At 33.1% G+C, this 22,514-nt stretch carries 18 protein-coding genes; 9 read left to right on the top strand and 9 right to left on the bottom strand.

The features are described 5' to 3' along the window. The first annotated feature begins 81 nt into the window (after positions 1-81). Both AAGD26_RS05635 and AAGD26_RS05630 read left to right on the top strand, forming a co-directional pair. Positions 82-1,548 (top strand): patatin-like phospholipase family protein, encoded by a 1,467-nt coding sequence (locus AAGD26_RS05635; protein ID WP_341751443.1) that lies wholly within the window; start codon positions 82-84, stop codon positions 1,546-1,548. 129 nt (positions 1,549-1,677) lie between these two features. Next, positions 1,678-2,532 (top strand): cytochrome c oxidase subunit 3, encoded by an 855-nt coding sequence (locus AAGD26_RS05630; RefSeq protein ID WP_341751442.1) that lies wholly within the window; start codon positions 1,678-1,680, stop codon positions 2,530-2,532. A gap of 147 nt (positions 2,533-2,679) precedes the next feature. Here the strand turns inward: AAGD26_RS05630 and bcp are convergent, their stop codons facing one another. From bcp to AAGD26_RS05615, 3 genes are all read right to left on the bottom strand, one after another. Further along, positions 2,680-3,168 carry a thioredoxin-dependent thiol peroxidase gene (gene bcp / locus AAGD26_RS05625; protein WP_341751441.1) on the bottom strand — a complete coding sequence of 163 codons (489 nt, stop codon included), beginning with the start codon at positions 3,166-3,168 and terminating at the stop codon, positions 2,680-2,682. A gap of 16 nt (positions 3,169-3,184) precedes the next feature. Further along, positions 3,185-3,883 (bottom strand): SURF1 family protein, encoded by a 699-nt coding sequence (locus tag AAGD26_RS05620; protein WP_375332417.1) that lies wholly within the window; start codon positions 3,881-3,883, stop codon positions 3,185-3,187. Positions 3,884-3,970: 87 nt separating this feature from the next. After that, positions 3,971-4,789 (bottom strand): glutamine synthetase, encoded by an 819-nt coding sequence (locus AAGD26_RS05615; RefSeq protein ID WP_341751439.1) that lies wholly within the window; start codon positions 4,787-4,789, stop codon positions 3,971-3,973. Here AAGD26_RS05615 and pgeF point away from each other — a divergent pair, their 5' ends adjacent. The 4 genes from pgeF (at position 4,790) to AAGD26_RS05595 (ending at position 9,529) form a co-directional block, all read left to right on the top strand. Further along, positions 4,790-5,524, top strand: coding sequence for a peptidoglycan editing factor PgeF (pgeF, locus tag AAGD26_RS05610; protein WP_341751438.1), 735 nt, complete (start codon positions 4,790-4,792; stop codon positions 5,522-5,524). Positions 5,525-5,651: 127 nt separating this feature from the next. Continuing rightward, positions 5,652-6,815 (top strand): DNA polymerase III subunit beta, encoded by a 1,164-nt coding sequence (gene dnaN, locus AAGD26_RS05605; protein ID WP_341751437.1) that lies wholly within the window; start codon positions 5,652-5,654, stop codon positions 6,813-6,815. 283 nt (positions 6,816-7,098) lie between these two features. Continuing rightward, the gene (gene sdhA / locus AAGD26_RS05600) at positions 7,099-8,889 is read left to right on the top strand and encodes a succinate dehydrogenase flavoprotein subunit (RefSeq protein ID WP_341751436.1); all 1,791 of its coding nucleotides are present in this window, start codon (positions 7,099-7,101) and stop codon (positions 8,887-8,889) included. Positions 8,890-8,893: 4 nt separating this feature from the next. After that, positions 8,894-9,529 (top strand): histidine phosphotransferase family protein, encoded by a 636-nt coding sequence (locus tag AAGD26_RS05595; protein ID WP_341751435.1) that lies wholly within the window; start codon positions 8,894-8,896, stop codon positions 9,527-9,529. 83 nt (positions 9,530-9,612) lie between these two features. On the opposite strand, the gene AAGD26_RS05590 is transcribed toward AAGD26_RS05595, so the two are convergent. The 4 genes from AAGD26_RS05590 to AAGD26_RS05575 form a co-directional block, all read right to left on the bottom strand. Further along, positions 9,613-11,835, bottom strand: coding sequence for a tetratricopeptide repeat protein (locus AAGD26_RS05590; protein ID WP_341751434.1), 2,223 nt, complete (start codon positions 11,833-11,835; stop codon positions 9,613-9,615). 571 nt (positions 11,836-12,406) lie between these two features. After that, positions 12,407-12,817 (bottom strand): ribonuclease P protein component, encoded by a 411-nt coding sequence (gene rnpA / locus AAGD26_RS05585; protein ID WP_341751433.1) that lies wholly within the window; start codon positions 12,815-12,817, stop codon positions 12,407-12,409. Between the two features lie 3 nt (positions 12,818-12,820). Continuing rightward, positions 12,821-12,955 carry a 50S ribosomal protein L34 gene (gene rpmH, locus AAGD26_RS05580; RefSeq protein WP_341748129.1) on the bottom strand — a complete coding sequence of 45 codons (135 nt, stop codon included), beginning with the start codon at positions 12,953-12,955 and terminating at the stop codon, positions 12,821-12,823. A gap of 241 nt (positions 12,956-13,196) precedes the next feature. Further along, the gene (locus tag AAGD26_RS05575) at positions 13,197-15,158 is read right to left on the bottom strand and encodes a transglycosylase SLT domain-containing protein (RefSeq protein ID WP_410520642.1); all 1,962 of its coding nucleotides are present in this window, start codon (positions 15,156-15,158) and stop codon (positions 13,197-13,199) included. A 35-nt stretch (positions 15,159-15,193) separates the two neighbouring features. On the opposite strand from AAGD26_RS05575, the gene fabD reads away from it, so the two are divergent. Further along, positions 15,194-16,123: an ACP S-malonyltransferase gene (gene fabD / locus AAGD26_RS05570; RefSeq protein WP_341751431.1), complete on the top strand. Its 930-nt coding sequence runs from the start codon at positions 15,194-15,196 to the stop codon at positions 16,121-16,123. Between the two features lie 78 nt (positions 16,124-16,201). Beyond that, positions 16,202-18,031 (top strand): ribonucleoside-diphosphate reductase subunit alpha, encoded by a 1,830-nt coding sequence (locus AAGD26_RS05565; RefSeq protein ID WP_341751430.1) that lies wholly within the window; start codon positions 16,202-16,204, stop codon positions 18,029-18,031. Positions 18,032-18,646: 615 nt separating this feature from the next. Here AAGD26_RS05565 and AAGD26_RS05560 read toward each other — a convergent pair. After that, positions 18,647-19,684: an IS110 family transposase gene (locus AAGD26_RS05560; protein WP_341751256.1), complete on the bottom strand. Its 1,038-nt coding sequence runs from the start codon at positions 19,682-19,684 to the stop codon at positions 18,647-18,649. A 218-nt stretch (positions 19,685-19,902) separates the two neighbouring features. Next, positions 19,903-20,859 (bottom strand): IS110 family transposase, encoded by a 957-nt coding sequence (locus AAGD26_RS05555; RefSeq protein WP_341751380.1) that lies wholly within the window; start codon positions 20,857-20,859, stop codon positions 19,903-19,905. Between the two features lie 335 nt (positions 20,860-21,194). On the opposite strand from AAGD26_RS05555, the gene AAGD26_RS05550 reads away from it, so the two are divergent. Beyond that, the gene (locus tag AAGD26_RS05550) at positions 21,195-22,184 is read left to right on the top strand and encodes a ribonucleotide-diphosphate reductase subunit beta (RefSeq protein WP_341751429.1); all 990 of its coding nucleotides are present in this window, start codon (positions 21,195-21,197) and stop codon (positions 22,182-22,184) included. Positions 22,185-22,514: the final 330 nt, after the last annotated feature.

The following is a 22,514-nucleotide window of genomic DNA, read 5'->3' as shown; positions in this document are numbered from 1 at the left end:
GAGCGAGACATTCATTATGCTATAATGACCTGATATGATATTGTGTTATTAAACTTAATTAAGAATTATGGAGTTATTGTCATGACAACACCAAAGACAGTTCTCTCTCTCTCAGGAGGTGGAGTCAAAGGGATCGCTCAATTGGTTGTGCTTGCAGAAATTGAAAGAATTACAGGGAAATATATAGTCGAATTATTTGACGTTATTGTTGGTACTAGCGTCGGTGGATTACTTGCCGTTTTATTCGGCATTCCCAAACCAGGTTCAACAAAACCTCTTCTCTCAGCACAAGAAGCTTTAAAACTATTCGAAGATAGTGTTGCTGATATTTTCCCACAACATTGGTATCATCAAGGAAAAATTGGTCAAATATTTAGTCATAAATATAGCCAGAAACCTCTTAAAGCACTGTTAGACAAATATCTTGGTGATATGAAATTTGATGATCTGCTGGGTCATGTTCTTGTAACAGCTTTTGAGTTAAACAAAGAAAGTTCTATTAAGATGTTTGATAGTCATAAACATAAGGTTAAGGCAAAAGATGTAGTCCGTGCTACTACGGCAGCTCCTAGCTATTTAAAAAGCGTGAAAATTGAGGATGAGGAAGGTGAGCATATTCTGATTGATGGAGGCGTAGGTCCTTGTAATCGTCCAGGGGCAGAAGCTATAAAATATTTTAAAGAGGGATTAAATCGTGAACAACAAGGAGAAATGTTAGATAACATGACGCTTGTTGCCCTTAATTTTCAATCGCCTCTTGAAAAACAAGATGTACTACCACCTCACCTTGATGGTCTTATACCTCAGCTAGCTAATGGGCTAGTGAACAACATGATGAAAGCTTCTCAAGATGCTGGCACGAAGGAAGTTGAAAGAGACCTACCGGAAAAGCAATTTTTCAACTTATTACTTCCTGTGCCGAAAGGATCTACGAAATTAGATAATTCTAGTCCAAAGAATATGGCTAAATTAAAAGCAGCTAGTACAAAATATATAGAAGATAATAAAGAGTTTATTGAGAATCTATGTAAGGATTTGGTCAAGAATGCCAAAGCTATGGAAGAGAGTTTAAAAGCAACAGATATTGACGAATCTAATGTTTCTAGTGCGTTAGTAGCGAGTGATAATACTAATGAAGAGCAAGATAATAATGCTTCCAGTACTGTTAGTAATCGTGTAATATCAAAAGAATGTGATAAACAACAATTATTGATTAAAGATTTAAATGATAGTCAATATGAAACTTTACAAAAAAGCTTGAGTACTTTAACTCCTAGGGAATCTCAGCTTCTAGAAATGTTCTTACAAGTATTAGATAATACACAAATTGAAGCTCTATCCGGTCGGATTAGCTCAATCATCAACGGTAACCATATGGATGAGATACCTGAGTTAACTAATTCTCAAAATATGCTTCTTAACTCTTTTAGTAAGATGTTTATACCTGATAATGATTATAATACTTGTGGTCAAGAAGCTTTAGCTCAAGACGTACCGTGTGATGGAAGAGGCTCAGATTTTTCACACGCTCCTCCTGAAGTGTATTAATTGTAATTACCCCAATTTGGATAAGAATTAACTAATTCTTATCCCGAATTCGCGTCTGTTGAGTATATTCTTGATATTTACAGAAGATAGCATAAAATAACCAAGCAGTGAATTGCTTATGAGTTTGTTATGTTACATAGATATATTAAAAACAATGATGTTGTTTCTTTAGAAGAAAAACAACATCTATTTCATCTCGTTGATCCGAGTCCTTGGCCAATCCTGACTTCATTTGCCTTATTGCTTTTAGCTAGCGGTAGCATAATGTTTATGCATGCATATAGATTTGGTGAATATGTTTTTGGAGCTGGTATTCTTTCAGTGATTTTTTGTGTATATTCATGGTGGAGTGATGTAATTAAAGAGGGGTTAATTGGAAAACATCATACGCAGCCAGTAAGAATCGGCTTAAGGATAGGTATGGCACTATTTATTTTGTCAGAAATAATGTTTTTTGCTGTATTTTTTGGGTCATTTTTTAAAGCAAACCTTTTCCCTGTAGGACTGCTAGATGGTGTATGGGTGGTAAAGCCTGGTGTATGGCCTCCTGCTGGTATTCAAACATTTGATCCTTTTGACATTCCTTTTATTAACACATTGATTCTTTTGTTGTCCGGTACAACAGTAACTTGGGCACATTATGCTCTTGAGGAAAATAACCAAAAGGATTGTATGACCGCTCTTAGCTTTACCATAATACTTGGGGTATTATTTAGTTTAATGCAAGCTTACGAATATCATCATGCAACTTTTAAATTTAAAGATGGTATCTATTCTTCTAATTTTTATCTAGCAACCGGTTTCCATGGTGTTCACGTGATAATTGGCACTATATTTCTAGGTGTTTGTTATTATAGAGTGCGGCGAGGTGACTTTGTGAAAGGTAATGGTCATTTGGGTTTTGAATTTGCAGCTTGGTACTGGCATTTTGTCGATGTAGTATGGTTGTTTTTGTTCACTTTTGTATATGTTCTTGGAAGATAGACTGTTAAAATATAGACATGTTTATATTAGACTTGCTGCATAAATCAAAGATAGTTGAGGGATTTTTAGGAGAAACGAAGCCGGCTACCTTCGCGTACACAGACGTACGTGAGGAGCGGAGGCGAGTTTCGACGACAAAATCACCAACTAGATTGACTTATGCAGTAAGTCTATTATTTTCCGTACTTGATTTAATACGTCTTCAGCATGTCCAACTACTTGTACTTTTGACCAAATGTAAGCTATCTTGCCTTTTTTATCTATTAAGAAAGTAGCTCTATTAACTCCCATATATTTTTTACCAAACATTGATTTTTCTACCCAAACTCCATATTTTTCACAAGTATCGGAATTAGAATCTGATGCAAGATCAAAGTCCAAACAATATTTTTTCTTGAATTTATCGTGAGAATTTAAGTCATCTTTTGATACACCAATAATGACAGCATTCATTTTTTCAAATTCTAGTTTTAATTTATTAAAGTCACCGGCTTCGATAGTACAACCTGGTGTATCATCTTTAGGATAAAAATATAATACAACAACCTTTCCTGCTAAATCTGACAAATTAACTGTACTATTATTATCTATTGGCATAGTAAAATTTGGTGCAATATCACCTATTTTTAATATCATAACTACTCCTTTATATTTATTTTATTTCTTTTTTAGACAAATTATAAATTACAAAAATTACTGCTAACGAGATCGCTAATGCAAACCAAGTTATGGCATATTCTAAATGATCATTTCTGACATTCAGCAAATTTTCAATCGACAAACTTTTAAGAATATCAGATCGATTGTTATTACCCTCCATAACTAAATAAAAATCTTCTAATTTTAAGCCAAGAACATTAGAGGCTTGAGTTAAATCCAAGGTAAACCAAACATTGTTTTTAACATCATTATCCAGTACAAACAGCTTTGTTTTTTCACCGGGAAGAATTACACCTGTGATTTCCATAGAGTTATCTATTATATTATCAATATTTTTTTTATGCCTCCCAGCAAACCACCCTAGTACAACCAAGATTATCTTGTTATCATCAGTTTGAAATGGGGTAACTAAATAATAACCATCTTTTTCAGTGGACATTGATCTGCGTCCATAAAGATGTAAATTCTTACCCTCTAGAAAATAGCCGTTCGCCCTTATTTTAGCATATAATTTATTTCCACTAAGTGTTTTTATATTAATTGGCGGATTATTAAGATTATTTTTCATTGAACTTAAAAACAGTTCTTTTTCCTGTAATCTAGCAATTTGCCAAAACCCAAGTGATAAGAGAATTACAAATGCTAATATAGTAAGTAATAAAGGTAATAATTGAACTTGGCACTTACCGATTTTTAAAGTATTTTTTTTTAAAGTTTGTAACACTATAATTTCTTCATTATTTCTAGTAGTGATTCTAGAGTAGCTAGTTCTCTTTGTCTATTGAGTATATATAAAAAACTCCAAATTAAATAGCTCTAATGCTTCTGTTAATGATTTGGGGAATGACACTAAATTATATTGTTGATCAAAAGCATTGCCATATATTTTGTTGATATTATTTATTTTATCAGGAAATTTTAGACCTAGAAATATAGAGTTTAAAATAGTAAAGATTGCTAAATAAGGATCAGTGAGTGGATTTGCTATTCTATGTTCTAGTCTTTTAGGAGAGAGATCAGGGATGCGCAGTGCAACAGTTCTATTATTATTACCAAAAGATACATTAGTTGGTGCCATAAAATTCTTATCCAAACGAAGATAATCATCTTCATTTGGCATGAATATCAAGAAAGTGTCAAGCATATAATGACAGATACTTTGAGCCATTAGATCAATATTAAGTATACAATTCTCCAAATCATTTGGGAATATAAAATTTACATGAAAATGCATACTACTACCATAATCGCTTGCAAATGGTTTGGCAGAAAAATTTACATTACCCTGTAATTTTTCTGCAATAATTTGTATTTTAGACTTAGTGCTACTAATTTTTTCTATATACTCAATTATGTTAGTGGAAGGCGGCAAATCTACCTCAAATTGATTAGCTCCTTTTTCTTTCTTAACTGCTATTCCAAGTAGAGTCTGAAATTCGAGTGGATCAATATTTTTGCTTAAATAAAATTCTATTTCCACTCCGATGCAAGCTATTAGCGAGTAGTCTGTTCGAAATTTCTTAATGATTTTTTGTAAAGCATTGTTCTTTTGCAAATGATCTGATAGTGTATGGATAAATTTCTGTAGGGTGACCATATGGATGAGTTTATAAAAAATAAAGTTTATTATAAAATTTTTGATGGAAGCTTCAAGCAATCTAGTCATATTTATAGTAAAAAAAATAAGTTGGGTGATTCTAGGATATTAGAAAGTGTCGAGAATAATCGGCTAACAGTAGTTAAACATTATGATGCCAAGAACATTGTTATCCTACAGCAAGTTCATGGTAACAAAGTTATTGATGCTGATAGTGATATTGAGACTGATCCCGAAGCTGATGGGGCAGTTACTACCAAAAAAAATCTAGTACTAACAGTACAAACTGCTGATTGCGTTCCTATTCTACTTAGTAGCGAAGATGGTAAGGTTATAGGGGCAGCTCATTGTGGTTGGCGTGGAGCTAAAGCTGGTATCACTAATAATTTGGTAAAACTAATGCATGAGAAAGGAGCAAAAAATATTAAAGCTATTATTTGCCCTAGTATTCAACAATATTCTTATGAGGTAGACCAAGAATTTTACGATAATTTTATAAAGCAACGGGCTGAGAACTCAAAGTTTTTTAGTGCCTCTTTGAGAACAAAGCATTATATGTTTGATTTACCAGCTTATGTAGAACTTCAACTGCAAGAAGCTGGTATTAAAGATATAACAAGGATGCTAGAAGATACATATACTACCCCTGAGAAATATCCAAGTTATCGACGTTCCTGTCATACTGGAGAATTATATAACCGTACCATATTATCCACCATTGTAATTAAAGGATAAATAACACTAGATGAGAATCAACTACATGGGAAACATATTTGTATTTATTTGTTAGATAGTATATAATATGTATACTTCTCCTACTTCAAGAGTAAGTTTGCACTGAGGTTAATTATGGATAAATAATATGAATAATAATAACTTAAAAACAATAGTTGAAACAAAAACATTAACTCATGCTTTGGCTTTTGCCAATTCTGTGGTAGAAAAACGTAACGTAATTGCTGAGCTTAGTCATGTTAAATTATCATCTAAGGATGGTAAGCTAGAGCTAATAACTACTAACATGGAAATATATTTAAGCCAAAAAGTAGCAGCTCAAGTAATAAGTGAAGGCGAAATAATGGTATCTACTAAAACATTAAATGACATAATAAGAAAGATATCTGATAATGATGTAACACTTAGTGTCTCAAATGAAACAGATCAACTTGAAATTCTAGGAAAGAATTGTGCTTTTAACCTACTAACCCTACATGCTAACCAGTTCCCTGCGTTAGATGATATTAATGTTGAAGCTACTTTAAAAATATCTTGTAGTGATTTTGTTAAAATGATCGACGGTACTTTGTTTTCGGTATCCGTTGATGAAACTCGTTATAATCTTAATGGTGTTTATTTCTACGTAAAAGATGAAGAATGTTGTATGGCTAGCACCGATGGGCATAGATTATCAGTGTCAGTAGTAAAAATAGCCAATAATGCTAGCGAGTTTGGCGTTATTTTACCTAAAAAGACTCTCGAGGAAATTGTTAAGATATTGAAAGATCCTAAGAATATCCAACTAGAGACTAAAATTTTTCTAAGTGTTAATAGGATTAAATTTGTTTGTAATGATATTATAATGGTATCAAAACTAATTGATGGAACTTTTCCGGACTATCAAGCTTTTATCCCAGTAGAGAACAACTATAAACTTACTATTAATACCAAGTTGCTAGCTGATGCTATAGATAGAGTAGCGACAATAACTATAGACAAATTTCAAGCAATAAAATTGATTTTATCAAAAGACTTGCTTGAAATTACCGCTTCTGGAGAAACAAGAGGTGTGGCTAAAGAATGTATACCATGTTCTCTAGATGAAAGTAATTTATGCATTTTTGATCATGAAGATACTCTGTCTATAGGTTTTAATCCTAAATATCTTACTGATGCACTAAGTGCTGTGTTAAGTGCTACTAAAGCAAACCAAGTTGAGCTATACTTTTTAAATGCATCATCACCAATGTTATTGAAAACCCTTCAGAATCCTAAAGATGTTTTTGTGATTATGCCAGTTAAGGTTTAATATTTACCTGAATTCGATGTATAACTAACACGAAAAGGTTTTAGCAAAAACCGTCATTGCGAGGAGGCACAAAGTGCCGACGTGGCAATCTTGTGAAGAAGAGCTTAAATTACCTCGAGGTCGCCTAATAAAGGTAGATATTATTTCATGAGATTGGCCGCGTCGCCGCTTTTTCGCGACTCCTCGCTAATAGACGATCAGCAGCCATTTTAATAGTGGTTATATAAAAAATGTAGGGTACTATGAACAAAAGGATTATTACAAACAAAAGGAATTTATATAAATGTCTAAATCTTATAATATTATCCACCATGAATTTGATGTAGTGGTAGTTGGAGCAGGTGGGGCTGGTCTTAGGGCTACTTTTGGTATGGCGAAAGAGGGCTTAAATACTGCTTGCATTAGTAAGGTTTTCCCAACTAGGAGTCATACTGTGGCTGCCCAAGGGGGCATTAGTGCTTCTCTTGGTAATATGGGGCAAGATGATTGGCGTTGGCATATGTACGATACAGTAAAAGGCTCGGATTGGTTGGGTGATCAAGACGCAATTGAGTATATGTGTAAACATGCAGCTGCAGCAGTGCTAGAGCTTGAGCATTATGGAGTACCTTTTTCTCGAACAGAAGAAGGCAAAATTTATCAACGTCCCTTTGGTGGCATGACAACAAATTATGGTAAGGGACAAGCAGCTCAAAGGACTTGTGCTGCAGCAGATCGTACTGGTCATGCAATATTACATACTTTATATCAACAGGCTTTAAAAAATAAAGCCCAATTTTTTATCGAATATTTTGCCCTTGATTTATTAATGAATAATGGAGAATGTGTAGGGGTAGTTGCTTGGAATCTTGATGACGGAACAATTCACTGTTTCCATGCTCACTTAGTGGTATTAGCTACTGGCGGGTATGGTAGAGCTTATTTTTCTGCAACAAGTGCTCATACTTGTACTGGTGATGGAGGTGGCATGGCGGCAAGAAGTTCTATTGCCTTGCAAGATATGGAATTTGTCCAATTCCACCCAACTGGTATATATGGAGCTGGTTGCTTAATTACCGAAGGTGCTAGAGGAGAAGGTGGGTATTTAGTAAATTCTAATGGAGAGCGATTTATGGAACGATATGCTCCCGCTGCTAAGGATCTTGCTTCAAGAGATGTAGTATCAAGAGCTATTACCATGGAAATCAGAGAAAATAGAGGGGTAGGAGAGCATAAAGATCATGTATTCTTACATTTAGATCATTTACCGCCGGAAATTCTTCACGAACGTTTACCCGGTATTTCAGAGACGGCTAAAATTTTTGCTGGTGTTAATGTTAACACTCAACCAATACCTGTATTACCAACAGTGCATTATAATATGGGGGGAATACCAACAAATTATCATGGGCAAGTTATTGATAAAGATCAGGATGGTCATAACAAGATTATTCCTGGGTTAATGTCAATCGGTGAAGCTGCTTGCGTTTCAGTACATGGGGCCAATCGGTTAGGATCAAACTCTCTGCTTGATTTAGTAGTATTTGGTAGAGCCGCAGCACAAAAAGCTGCTGAAATTGTTAAAGTAGGGCAAAAGCATAAAAGCTTGCCGGAGTCTATATTGGATAAAATAATTAGCAGATTTGATGGTATACGTCATGCTAAAGGGGGCCTACCAGTAGCTGACTTAAGACTTAAAATGCAAAAAATCATGCAAAATCATGCAGCGGTATTTAGAATTCAAGAGGTTCTAGATGAAGGAATAGAAATGATTGACCAGGCACGAAAGGAATATGCTGATATTCAGGTTAATGATAGATCATTAATATGGAACAGCGACTTGGTTGAAGCATTAGAACTAGCTAATTTATTAGATCAAGCGGTAATTACTGTACACTGCGCAGCGGCTAGAAAAGAGAGTAGGGGAGCTCATTCTAGGGAGGATTACCCAGAGCGTAATGATGAAGAATGGATGAAACATACACTCGCTTGGATTGATGAGAAAGGTAAGGTGAAGTTAGATTACAAACCTGTAACTCTTACAACTTTGACAGATGAAGTAGATAGCATTTCGCCAGCTAAACGAGTTTATTAAGAATATGCTAAATTCACTAAAATTATGCCAAGCTTTAAATGAAAAAATATGTCATGATTTTGCAGGATCAATAGGTGTTATAGATAATGCTATTGGGTTAATAAAAACTATAGAGTATCAAGAGAAAGCTACTAAACTGGTTCAGGATAGTATAAATAGACTCATGAGCTATTTACAGTTTCATCGTTATGTATACTCTCTACCTTCTGAGGGGAACAAAATTGCTATTGCAGAAATTAATAGATTAAGTACTGATTTTTTAAAATCAAAAAATCATAATATTGAACTAGTGTTCACAAGGTTAATCAGCACAAATATCGATGACAATATAGCTCAGATTATTATGTGTTTAATTGTTGCGGCATCTAGCAATATATACAGAGATGCTGTTATTAAGATTGAACTAGAGATACAAAATGATAATTTTATTGGTATAAAAATTGTAGTAACATCTCCAAACCTCAGGCTTGATCAGGATAGAGCAGATATTTTGCTTGGAAACAGAACTATTGATGATTTAAGTATCGAAAACGTTCATGAATATTACACTTACTACTTAATTACGGAATATGGTTATAAATTAGCTATTACTCCATCAACCGATTCAGTGGAGTATATACTCGTTGGAAATCTCTATTAGCAATTGCATAGATAGAACCAATGTTAAGGTAGTTGCGATGAGCTGCCACTTAATATAAAGTTCCAACGATTGAACCTTAATATTTAATTGTTCTTGACCCACAAATCCATGTTATATTGTTTGCAATATTCAAACATATCAACTGTGTTAGGATGGTGTATGCCAAATTCCTTAATTTGTGGCTTGCCAAAAAATTTGTAATTATATAAATCTTTGCTTTTACAGGCAGCTTTTGCTCCATGATTATACAAATAACTCATTTGGGCAACATTTTGACTTCTATCTCCATATAAATAATGATATATAACAAAAGCTTTTTTATAAGATTCTATAGCTTGATTCAGTTTATCTTGAGCAGATAAAATATCACCTTGTACTACATAAGCCTCTGCTAAATAACGATTTTTAGAATAATTTGTGTTCTCTGCATTTTTCTTGTCTTCTGCTAAGAACAGGAGGATAGCATTACTAATATATTCATAAGCTTGATCTACTTTACCTAAACCTAATGCACTTCTTGCCATTATTGCATAAATATCTCCATCTTCATACTCATTGTGTATTGAGTTATATAATGATTGAACCTGAGTATAAGCTTCTTGATATCTACCTAAAAAATTCAACATATATGCTCTATACATATAAATTGTAAAAGCGTATGAGTCATTAATATTATGACCATTTTTTATAAATATTTCAATAACTTTATCTGCACACTCTAAAGCTTCTTGATAGTGACCTTGCATCTCAAAGAATGAAGCTTTTATAATATATAGTGTATATATTTCATCTTCTTGCATTACTCTTGATTTTACTAGCTTTTCTATCTTTTTAAAAAGTTCTTCAGATATTTTTATTTCACCTAAGAATATATAAGTCATAGCTAGATTAGAGAGAAGATTTAATTTAATAGCGTAATAATCAGCTTCATTATCAAGCTTATCTAGAATATTTAATGCTTTAGTAAAATAAGAAATTGCTGTGTTAAAATCCATTAATATTGTTTTATAATACGCTCCCACTATTCCTAAGTACCTAGCATAATAACATTTTTGAGATTCAGGCACTTGCCATAATTTAAATTCCTTATTTTTCTCTTTTTGATAAAACCAATCAAACATTTGTTTGACTTTGTTGGGGCAGGTGTTTGCGTGTAGAGCAAATAACTCCACTCTTAAGATAAGTATTGCGGATAGATTAATATTATATTTTTCAGAATTATTTAGAAGGATTTCTAAGTTTTCTGGTATAGTTTTGGTACTTTTCCACAAATATCCTGAATAAGGACCTTTAAATTTAGGTAATTTGTTAATAATATTTTCTAAATATATTTTATTATTATCACCATTTAATTCCATTATTTTATTGCTGATTATATCATGCATTTCAAAAATAGGATTATCCTTGTTAGGATCAATATTACTGATTAGCATAAATTTAGATAATTGATATATATCATCATCTAAAGTATTTGTATTATCAGTAATGATGGTAAGCAGCTGTTTTGAGAAACTTTGATTATTGAGTAAAGCTATTTTATTAAGTAATTTTACAGCACTAGGTTTTAATTCTTGAATAGCCATTTTAATATTTGTTGCTATTTTATCAGTCGATTGATAAATTTTCTTTTTATATTCCTCTTTATCTAAACCTTTAACTTTGTTAAGTAATTGAGCTCCTTGCACTATCAATATTGGATAACCACTAAAAGATTGCATTAAAAATTCGATATTATTTTTATTGTCTAATAAGTTATTAGCTAAAGCTACAATAGTAGACACATCAAGTAGGGGCATTGCTATAATATTAGATAACTTTTCATTATCTTGCGAACAAAACACGACCTGACCATTATGCTCCCAATCAATTAAATCTTGTACTTTTTTATTTTCATTAACTTTTAAATTATCAAACACTAATAACCATTTATTAGTAGTGGTTAAATATGATATTACTTCTTTTTTTGCTAAAGCAACTTCTTCAGATATATTAGTTTGTTTGATAGTATTGAGTTGTTTGGCTAATTTAACAAATTGCTCGTTCAAATCAAGGTTACAATCAAAAAACCAAATTAGATCATAATTATTTTTATAAGCATACATTCTAATCAGTTGAGTTTTACCTATACCACTAGTACCCACTATACTTGCTTGTCTATATTTACTTAAATATTCATCAAGAATTTTAAGTTGTTGCTCATGATTGACAAAATAACTAACTGGAGTGATAAGATTAGATACTTGTACTTGAGCAAAAGTATTACTATAAATAATTAGTGATATGAATAATGTTAAAAATTTTTTCATATAATGAAACTGTTGAAAAATAAATTATGCCCTAACGGTACGTATAAAACATATTATTAACCTCAGCATCGATATAAGAATTAATAATTCTTATATCGATACTTGCTTTGTTATAAGGAAAAATGCATTCTTGAAGCGGCTGACGTGAGTGCATTTTAATTATTAAAATCACATATTGAATGGAGTATTATATTTTAACAATCAGGTGGGCAGCTGCTTCAAACCTGATTGTTTCTATATATAATACTGAATTCGATGTAACTTGTTACATCGAATTCAGGTTATTATTACGAATAATTATAAAGAATAAGCAAAAATAACTCAACTTAAGTTTGAATATTAATAATAAAAATCATTAAAAAGTAGGAAAGTTTGTTTGCTAATTCTGAACCTAAATTCCACTAGCCTAGTATCAGTATTATGCAATCCAAATTATTTCCAACTTAACTTATGCGAATTCGGGTAACTTGATGGTAGCTGAATAAGGGCTGGATTCCGCATCAAGGCTAGGATGATATTTTTTACACGAATGATAACTTTTGATTGCAGGAGGTAATTTATGCAGTAAGGATTACACTTGTGAAACTATCTTGTATAGTTCACTTAATAAAGTTGCAAATTCAATTTGCTCAAAACCTTTCCTAGGGATGACTATCATTGCCCAACTATTTTGTTTGAATTTTGATTCTTTGCTTAGCAGTCTAACTAAATGCCTGATACGTCTTTTGATTTTATTACGAATAACAGCATTTCCTAACTTTCTTCCGACTTTCATGCCAAAAAGTAATGTATTTGACGAATTATATAAAATCTCACTAGATTTCTTACATAGGTTGTCAATATTACCTTTTACATTTAGCTTTGCAAAGAGCTTAGTAGAATTCTTTGCTATTATTGTGATAAAATAAGGGCTATGGAACTTTTTTCCTAACTTATTAACTAGGTCAAATTCTTTCTGATTTTTTAGGGAGGAGATAAGCACTTACTACGCTGATAATTTTTTTCTGCCTTTTGCTCGGCGTTTCCTTAAAATTTCTCTACCGCCGACAGTTGCCATCCTTGCCCTAAATCCATGTCTTCTTTTTCTTACTAAATTGCTAGGTTGAAATGTACGTTTCATAAATTCATATCCAATACGAAATAATATATTTCTTTATAGTCAGATAATGTTAAACTGTCAACTTAAATAACATTATTTAAACTAGGATATATACTGCTCGTAAATGAAGAGTTGGTAGACGAAGGTCAACTTCAAGAAGGGCTAGGAGTGTTAAAGTCGAGCAGCGGAGCGTACATTAGTACGTGAGCAGCGGAGATCTTTAGACACGACAAAGCCAATTCTTGAAGTTCACCGAGTATAGCTATATTTCTCTCTTATTATCTTTAGTCTTTAAAAGATCTTGTTCTAATTTTATATTATTATTTCTATTGATAATAGATCGATAAACTTGCAGATTTTCCAAAACACGTTGAGTATAGTTCCTAGTTTCTGCATATGGTATTAGTTCAATCCAATCAATTATTTGTCGTAAATTCTTAAAGTCACGAGGATCACCAAACAGATTAATCCATCTTGTGATTCTACAAGGACCAGCATTATAAGCTGCAATGGCTAAAAGATAATTACCATTATATAGTTGTAAGTATTCTTTAAAATGATTAGTACCAAGCATGATATTATATTTAGGGTCAAGAGTTAGCTTTTTAATATGACATTTACAGCCAACAGATTTAGCCGTATCATAAGCAGCTGTATCTGTAAGTTGCATTAGCCCCTTAGCTTTAGCTGTACTAATTGCATGCTGATTAAAAACTGACTCCTGTCTTATAATACTGTATGTTAAAGCTGGTTCTAGGGGGGTATTTTTTACTGCCTTAGTATGAGGGGTAGGGAAAGCATAATCCTTAATAAAAGTATGATGTTGACAAGCAGTTTTTGCTACATCTACTGTATGATAAATATTACCCTTTGTGCTAATGATATCGGTAATTAATACAATCTTAGATGGGGTTGATGATTTTTCAATAGCCGTTTTAGCATATAACAGAGCTAAATCATGCTTACCATATTTAGTCAAATATTTTATGGCTCTAATAATTTCACTATTTTCATTATTATGCTTAGTGGAGGTAGGCTTTTGTGGTAAAATGAAGTGCCGTTTGTTAAGTTCGATATTAGCTAACTGTCCATAGAAACTATGGGAATACTTGCTGGCCATATGATAAAATTTATTCGCTTGCTCTTTATCCCCTTTGGCTTCATAAGTTCTAGCTAGCCAATATTGCCCCCTTGATACGCTTAATGGTTTAGCTGCAACTTTCATAAATTTGTTAAAATGACTTAAAGCAATATCAGGCTTATGCAAAAATCTAAGGGCAAGCCAACCACTAAGCCATTCTGCTTCTCTTACATGTTCGGGATCAACAGTAATTGGCATGCTAATTATCTTATAACTACTAGCAAAATCTTTCTGATCAATAAATTCTCTAGCATAATAAGATTGTACACGAGCCCAATAGGCGGAATGTCTTTTATCTTGCTTTACTTTTTTAAATAGAGCGATACTTTGGCTGGTAGGAATCTCTGTTTTCTTGGAATCCAAATAGTTAAATAATAAAGCTGGGGTATAATATTTTTCTGATACTTGTTGAAAAAGTTTTTCACTATCATTAGATTTATTTAAGATAGCAATTTGGGCAATAAAATTTTGTTTATAGCCATTACTGACATAATGCATATATTTTTTTGCACTACGCATATCCCCTGCCCATAAATATTCATCAATTTTTTTTACATGATCTTCTTCACATAATATATTTTTGAAATTACTCAAATAATTGCTTTCTTCTGTTTGCGTAAAAACCCCATAAATCCAACCATTTTTCATAATCTTCGCTAATTTTTGTGGATCTTTTATTAATTTTCTACTGGCTAAAGCATAAAATTTATAGCCTAAAGCAGTAATTGGTTCGTTTTCACTAAACCAGTTTACAATTAAAGCTTGGTCTGTGTTATAGTTTAAATATTGTTCTGCCATCTCTTTTAGTTTATCGACTTGCGGCCAGTGGGGATTGTTTTGTATAAATTTTATTACCTCTTCAAAGCTATTTTTCTTATAATTCGGGTCTAAGAATCTTTGAGACATAATAATTTTGATTAAGGTTTTATCTTTTGAAGACTTTGCCATCTTTTCACAATCTTGCCATGCTTTTTTGTCTAAATGTATAAAAGTTTCTTTGACATAGTCCGATGCCATTGACTCTGATATTAATAAATTTAGAATAATTAAAACTATTGACAGTATTGTTGAAATTCTCATAATCGACAGCGGATAAATTAAATTATTATGGTATTATTATGAATAGAGCATTTGTCTTTCCAGGTCAAGGGTCACAAATGGTTGGTATGGGGAAAGAATTCTACGATAACTTTCAGGTGGCAAAAGAGACATTTGAAATGGTAGATAATACTCTTGGAAGAAAATTAAGCCATATTGTCTTTAATGGATCAAGTGAAGATTTAACTTTGACTATTAATGCTCAACCAGCACTAATGGCAGTATCTATGGCAATATTGAATGTCATTAAGCAACAAACAAATAGAAATATTACTAACCTGTGTTCATATGTTGCAGGTCATTCTTTAGGAGAATATAGTGCATTATGTGCAGCGGAAAGTATAGATATACAAGTAACTACCGAATTGCTAGCAGTACGTAGTAAATCCATGCAAGAAGCCTATCCGGTTGGTCAAGGCTCAATGGCGGCATGTATAGGCGTACCTCTAAAAAAGCTTGAAAAAATCATCGAAGAGGTTATAGACCTTGATATAGCTAACGATAATATAGATGGGCAGGTGGTAATTAGTGGTAAAACTATAGCAGTGGAACGGGTAATATCTATCGTAAAAGATTTGGGCTATAAAGCTATTAAATTGAATGTAAGTAGTCCTTTTCATTGTAGTTTGATGAAGCCAGCAGAAGAGCAAATGGCAAAGGCTTTAGACAAAGTAGCAATTAACAAACCGTTTGTTCCGGTGATACAAAATGTTACAGCTAAACCAATAACTAACCCTATAGAGATAAAACAAAACTTAATCTCCCAGATTTGTGGTAGGGTGAGGTGGCGTCAAACTTTAAACGAATTGGAAAATCTGAAAATAGAACAAATAGTTGAAATAGGTGCAGGTAAGGTTCTAACTAATATGCTGAAAAAAACTGATCATAAATTTAATTTGATTAATGTTTCGAGTCTTGTAGAATTAGAAAAATTTTTAGAAATTATGTGATTATGGTATTAGTGCTAAGACAAAAATCTGCTATGATCCCAATTTAATTAAAATAATAAGATATAAGATAATATAATAATGGCAACGCAAGCAAATACTAAATTTCCTATAGAAATTGATAAGAAACGAGATAATTTACTGACTAATTTTGGTAAAGCTGTCCTAAAGGATAGGTACTTACTAGCCGGAGAGGATTTTCAAGATCTATTTGCTAGAGTAGCTAGCTATTATGCTGATAATGCAAAATCAGCTCAGCAATTATATGAGTACATAAGCAAGTTGTGGTTTATGCCAGCTACACCGGTTCTTAGTAACGGTGGAACTGACAGAGGGATGCCTATCTCTTGTTTTTTAAATGAAACAGATGATAGTTTAGAAGGTATTGTAGATCTTTGGACTGAGAATGTTTGGTTAGCCTCACGTGGTGGTGGTATAGGAAGCTATTGGGGCAATGTTCGTTCTATTAATGAAGCAATTAAAGGCAAAGGTACTTCTTCTGGCATTATTCCATTTGTCAAGGTTGTCGATTCTATGACTTTAGCTATTTCTCAAGGGTCAATTAGACGTGGTAATGCTGCTATATATTTACCAATTGATCATCCTGAAATTGAGGAATTCATAGACTTAAGACGCCATACTGGTGGTGATACTAATCGTAAAGCTTTAAACATGCATCACGGCATAGCTGTAACAGATGCATTTATGCAAGCAGTTGAGAGTGATGGAAATTTTCCATTAATCAGCCCTGCTACTAAAAAAGTTGTACGTGAAGTTAAGGCTAGAGATTTGTGGGTTAAGTTACTAACTACTAGAATAGAAACTGGAGAACCCTATATTTTATTTATTGATACTGTCAATAAATATATTCCGCAGCACCATAAAAAACTTGGGCTACAAGTAAAAACTTCTAATCTTTGTAGCGAGATTACCCTGCCAACTGGCATTGATCATTTGGGTAAGGTTAGAACTGCGGTGTGTTGTTTGTCTTCTGTAAATTTAGAATATTTTGATGATTGGCAGAATGATCCCGAATTTATTCCCACCGCAATGCGTTTTTTAGATAATGTACTTGAAGATTTTATTACTAAAGCACCTAGTACCATGGAGCGAGCTAAATATTCAGCAATGCGTGAACGTAGCGTAGGTTTAGGTGTTATGGGTTTTCACTCATTCCTGCAATCAAAGGATGTACCAATAGAGTCGGTAATGGCAAAGGTTTGGAATAATCAAATATTTGAACATATTCATAAAGAAGTTGATAAAGCTTCAGTAGTTCTATCTGATGAACGTGGTGCTTGCCTCGATGCAGTTGAAGTAGGTATTAACGAACGGTTTAGTAATAAAACAGCTATTGCTCCTACGGCATCAATCTCTATTATTGCTGGCAATAGTTCGCCTGGAATTGAACCATTTGCTGCTAATAGTTTTGTCCAAAAGACTCTTACTGGATCTTTTAATGTACGTAACAAATATTTAGAAAAGCTGTTAAGCACCAAAGGTTTTAATAATGAGCAGGTTTGGTCATCAATTGCAACTCATGAAGGCTCAGTTCAACATCTAACCTTTTTATCCAGCCATGAAAAAGATGTTTTCAGAACTGCTTATGAGATTGATCAAAATTGGCTTATTGATCTAGCAGCAGATAGGACACCACATATTTCACAATCTCAATCTCTAAATGTTTTCTTAGCAGGCAATGTAAGTAAGATGTATTTAAATAATATCCATTTTAGAGCTTGGAAAAAAGGGGTTAAGAGTTTATATTATTGTAGATCAACCTCAATTCAAAGAGCTGATAAAGTATCACACGATGTCAAGAAAGCGGATTTTCAAGATATTGAAAGAGATAATAAGAAAAAACAAGAAAAAGAAGTTGTGTCTTATGATGAATGTTTATCCTGTCAGTAATAGACTTTCTGCATAATTCTACTTTTGCTGGTAATTTGTGCGTCGATCCGGTACTCGAATCCGTAACGGAATTTGAGTACGCTGCGGGTCGAGGTTCCGTGTCTCCTACAAATTCCTCAGCAAAAGCGAATTATGCAGGAAGTCTAATGAATATACGCGAATTCGGGATAAGAATTTGTCAATTCTTATCCAATCGTCATTGCGAGCGAACGTATGTGAGCGTGGCAATCCATGAAGCTTGTCATATAGATTGCTTCGTCAACCTACGGTCTTCTCGCAATGACGTTTTATAGACGTATATGTCATATATGGACGCCAATAAAAACACAAGTAAAAAAACAAAAAATAGTAGAAAAAATGAAGCAGTCATATATTCGGCATCAAAGTGCCATAATGGTTTCTGCATTCTGCTAAGATCCTGGAGAGATACACTCATCGCGGCGGTATCAAAGTACCATGACGTTACAACGGATTTTATCCAAAATGCTTATTTATTATCTCCTCAACTTATCGTTTTTATTTTTTACTTTGTTTTATTCATATTACTTATCAATTTTTATAGCACGCCACTAACCACCTAGCAACTTTATAACGTAAATTTGCACCAAATAACTATTATAGTACCTGATAGTTGCTATTACTTATCAAACAACCATAAGTTATTCTAGCTAATTTATTTGCTATGGCTACTGCCATTACATTAAACGATTTCCCTTTTTCTTTTAACCTTTCGATAAATTCTGATAACTTCCCTTGAGGCGGATTCTTTTTATAACTTCTCATTAATAAAGACCTTGCTCCTTGTATTAGCATTGTTCTTGCATATCTATCACCTTGTTTGGTTATTCTACCTAAAATAATCTTACCACCAGTGGTATTTTGTTTCGGTACAAGCCCCAAAGATGCGGCAAAATCCTTAGCAGAATCATATGCTTCAACCGGTTTAATGCTTAAAATACTTGCATTAATTGTGCCAATTCCTGGAATAGTTTCTAAAATTTTTGCTTTCTCAGAACACCTATTTCTTTCTGCTATTTCTTTATCTAACATTTGTTCCCGTACTATCAATTGGCTAATCTCCTTACAATCAAGCAACATTTGAACAGCAATAGTTTTGTTAATAAATCCCTCTTCTAGTGCAAGATTTACAAAATTTTGACAAGTTTTGGCAAATGTAGATTTTCCACATGTTACCAAATAGCCAAGCTCAAATAATGAGGTAATCAGAGCATTACTGCGCTGAATCCTTTGTTGTATTATATTCTGCCTTGCTTTATGCAGGTAAGATATTTCTTGCTCTACCACTGTTTTAGCTTTGACATGCATTAAATCCGGATCACAGGATGCTTTGCAAATTGCAATTGAATCATTAATATCATTCTTTTGACGAATTTTTGCATATGCCTTTACATCTTTAGGTTTAAGTAATATTGCTTTATGCCCCATTGATTCAAGCCTCTGAGCCATATAATGAGCTCCACCACAAGCTTCAAATACAAAAGTTTCTGACTTTGGAAACATTATTGATAAATTTTCAAAAAAGCTTTTTCTATCCATTGCTTTTTTTAATACAACTTTATTTTCTAAATTTATTGCAGCAAAATGTAATTTTCTTTTTGCCAAATCAATTCCTATTACTTTATAATCATTCATGGTATGGACCTCATAAAATTATTAAAAAAATACAAACCTATTTTAGGTTTTGGTTCTTTGATATTTTAATATCATTTGAAACCGTTGATAAGTTTTTTTTCTTTCTTATCATTGGCGTCCATACCATCATTGCGAGCGAACGTATGTGAGCGTGGCAATCTACGAAGCTTGTCATATAGATCAACTATGTTCGCAATAAAAATTTAAATAAATTTGGTTTAAATTTTTATTGCTTCTGCAGAGCTAGTTAAATCACGTAACTTAGCGTTTGCAATCACAATGATTTTCCGCATTAATGCTACCATCGCCACCATTTTCTTTTTTCCTCTATTGATCAATTTTTCATAAAATACCTTCAGTTCAGAGTTAGAATTTCTAGCAGCCATAGCAGCTACAAACAACATAGGTCTAACAAAACTTCTACCATGACCTGTATGTCTATATCCGCTATATCTACCGCTATCATTAGATATTGGTGCAACACCTACTAATGATGCTATTTGTTTGCGGTTCAATGTACCAAGTTCAGGTAACAAAGCTATAAGCTCATTAGATACTACTGTGCCTATACCACTAATAGTTTGCAGTGTCTCTTTCTTAGCCTGCAAGAGTTTATCTTTTGCTATTAAGTCATCTATTTTTTTAGTAATAGATGCAATTTGTTCTTCTAGTACTTCGATTATTTTAACACAACTAGACTTGATTAAATCAGCTCTCGGGGACTGAAACCTATTTTTTTCTGCAATCAACATTTGTTTGAGGTCGTTCCTACGTCCGACTAATTCATACAAGTTTAAAGCTTGCTTAGATTGTACTTTAAATAGTTCTAATCTTTCTGACCGTTCAAAACCATAAAGTGCTAGAGCTTTAGCATCAAGACTATCAGTTTTAGCTGCATTCCCAAAAGACCTAATAAAGTTTTTAACTTTGCGAGTATTGGCTCTATGTACAGCAAAACCCTGATTGCAAAGCGTTAGTAATAGTTCCATTTCATATCCACCTGTGGTTTCTAAAACACACAATGCAGAACTAACCTCTTTTTTGTAATCCTTGATAAAATCAGCTATTCCATTAGAGTTGTTATTATATTCTTTAGTTTCTTTTTTTCCATGAATAGCAACAACAAAATTGAATTTTCCTATATCAAGACCAATAAAATTATTATATAATGGCATAATACCTCGAAGACTTTTAATGTTTACGATTGTAAGCGGGAGTGCAAAGGCATCCCAATCAACTATTCAAACGTCTCGGGGATTTGGGCTAGAGTACCAAGATCCATACGATCTTAAGACCAATTGCTTCACGGTCGCTCACGCCTGCACAGCGATAGTCATTTAGTATTATTAATGACTATCGCTGTAATACCCCCTTATAAGTCAGTATAAATCATTATTTATATTGACTTCAACATCTATTATATCATACTTTTAACTTACAATTGCTTCGTCGACCTATGGTCTCCTCGCAATGATGTTTTATAGTAGTATACTTAAAAAGGAAATATAATATGTCTTTACTTAATGCCAGTCCAATCTACAAACCATTTTCTTATCCATGGGCTTATGAAGCGTGGCATATTCAACAACGAATTCATTGGTTACCAGAGGAAGTGCCGCTAGCTGATGATCTAAAAGACTGGAAATATAATTTAAGTCCAGGAGAAAAACACCTATTAACCCAAATATTTCGCTTCTTTACTCAAGCTGATATTGAAGTAAATAATTGTTATATGAAACATTACTCTAGGGTATTTAAGCCAACAGAAGTACTGATGATGTTATCAGCGTTTTCTAATATGGAAACAATTCATATTGCTGCTTATTCTCATCTGCTTGATACCGTAGGTATGCCAGAAACCGAATATTCAGCATTTCTCAAATATAGAGAAATGAAAGATAAATACGACTATATGCAGCGTTTCGGTGTAGAAACTAAAGAAGATATTGCTACTACTTTAGCAGTATTTGGTGCATTTACTGAAGGGTTACAGTTATTTGCTTCATTTGTTATTTTACTTAATTTTCCTCGTTTTAATAAAATGAAAGGTATGGGGCAAATTATTAGTTGGTCAGTAAGGGATGAGACGTTACATACTGATTCTATCATTATGTTATTTAAAACTTTTATTAGGGAAAACCCTGAAGTATGGACTGAAGAGCTTCGTAGTCGTCTTTATGAAGCGTGTGCTACTATTGTGCATTTTGAAGATGCCTTTATTGAACTAGCATTTGAAGTTGGTGGCATTGAAGGTCTGACAGCTAGAGAGGTAAGACAATATATTCGTTATATTGCCGATCGCAGATTAATGCAGCTTGGACTTAAAGAGATTTATTTAATTGATACTAATCCGTTGCCTTGGCTTGATGAAATCTTAAACGGTGCTGAACATACTAATTTCTTTGAAGGAAGGGTGACAGAATATACCAAAGCTGCAACTACTGGATCGTGGGAAGATGTATTCGCTGAGATGGATGGTAGGAGGAGTGGTACTACTTAACCTGAATTCGATGTAACAAGTTACATCGAATTCAGTATTATATATAGAAACAATTATGTTTGAAGCGGCTGCCCACCTGATTGTTAAAATATAATACTCTATTCAATATGTGATTTTAATAATTAAAATCACATATTGAATGATGAAAAAAGTTAAAATGCACCCGTGTCAGCTGCTTCAAGAGTGCATTTTTCCTTATAACAAAGCAAGTATCGATATAAGAATTATTAATTCTTATATCGAATTCGCGTGACTTAATGTGTTCTTGCTGGATTATTAGGTTTTCTACTAATGCGTGATACGTGGTCTACCATATTTGGAGGTTTTGGT

The organism is Candidatus Tisiphia endosymbiont of Piscicola geometra (assembly GCF_964026415.1).
Taxonomy (GTDB): Bacteria; Pseudomonadota; Alphaproteobacteria; order Rickettsiales; family Rickettsiaceae; genus Tisiphia.
The sequence above is the reverse complement of the archived record's forward strand: the minus strand, read 5'-3'. Positions and strand labels throughout refer to the sequence as shown.

Bases quoted from the DNA above. Each gene is read 5' to 3' on its own strand.
- AAGD26_RS05635 (WP_341751443.1), top strand. From the start codon at position 82: ATGACAACACCAAAGACAGTTCTCTCTCTCTCAGGAGGTGGAGTCAAA.
- AAGD26_RS05630 (WP_341751442.1), top strand. From the start codon at position 1,678: ATGTTACATAGATATATTAAAAACAATGATGTTGTTTCTTTAGAAGAA.
- bcp (WP_341751441.1), bottom strand. From the start codon at position 3,168: ATGATATTAAAAATAGGTGATATTGCACCAAATTTTACTATGCCAATA.
- AAGD26_RS05615 (WP_341751439.1), bottom strand. From the start codon at position 4,789: ATGGTCACCCTACAGAAATTTATCCATACACTATCAGATCATTTGCAA.
- pgeF (WP_341751438.1), top strand. From the start codon at position 4,790: ATGGATGAGTTTATAAAAAATAAAGTTTATTATAAAATTTTTGATGGA.
- dnaN (WP_341751437.1), top strand. From the start codon at position 5,652: ATGAATAATAATAACTTAAAAACAATAGTTGAAACAAAAACATTAACT.
- sdhA (WP_341751436.1), top strand. From the start codon at position 7,099: ATGTCTAAATCTTATAATATTATCCACCATGAATTTGATGTAGTGGTA.
- AAGD26_RS05595 (WP_341751435.1), top strand. From the start codon at position 8,894: ATGCTAAATTCACTAAAATTATGCCAAGCTTTAAATGAAAAAATATGT.
- AAGD26_RS05590 (WP_341751434.1), bottom strand. From the start codon at position 11,835: ATGAAAAAATTTTTAACATTATTCATATCACTAATTATTTATAGTAAT.
- rpmH (WP_341748129.1), bottom strand. From the start codon at position 12,955: ATGAAACGTACATTTCAACCTAGCAATTTAGTAAGAAAAAGAAGACAT.
- fabD (WP_341751431.1), top strand. From the start codon at position 15,194: ATGAATAGAGCATTTGTCTTTCCAGGTCAAGGGTCACAAATGGTTGGT.
- AAGD26_RS05565 (WP_341751430.1), top strand. From the start codon at position 16,202: ATGGCAACGCAAGCAAATACTAAATTTCCTATAGAAATTGATAAGAAA.
- AAGD26_RS05560 (WP_341751256.1), bottom strand. From the start codon at position 19,684: ATGAATGATTATAAAGTAATAGGAATTGATTTGGCAAAAAGAAAATTA.
- AAGD26_RS05555 (WP_341751380.1), bottom strand. From the start codon at position 20,859: ATGCCATTATATAATAATTTTATTGGTCTTGATATAGGAAAATTCAAT.
- AAGD26_RS05550 (WP_341751429.1), top strand. From the start codon at position 21,195: ATGTCTTTACTTAATGCCAGTCCAATCTACAAACCATTTTCTTATCCA.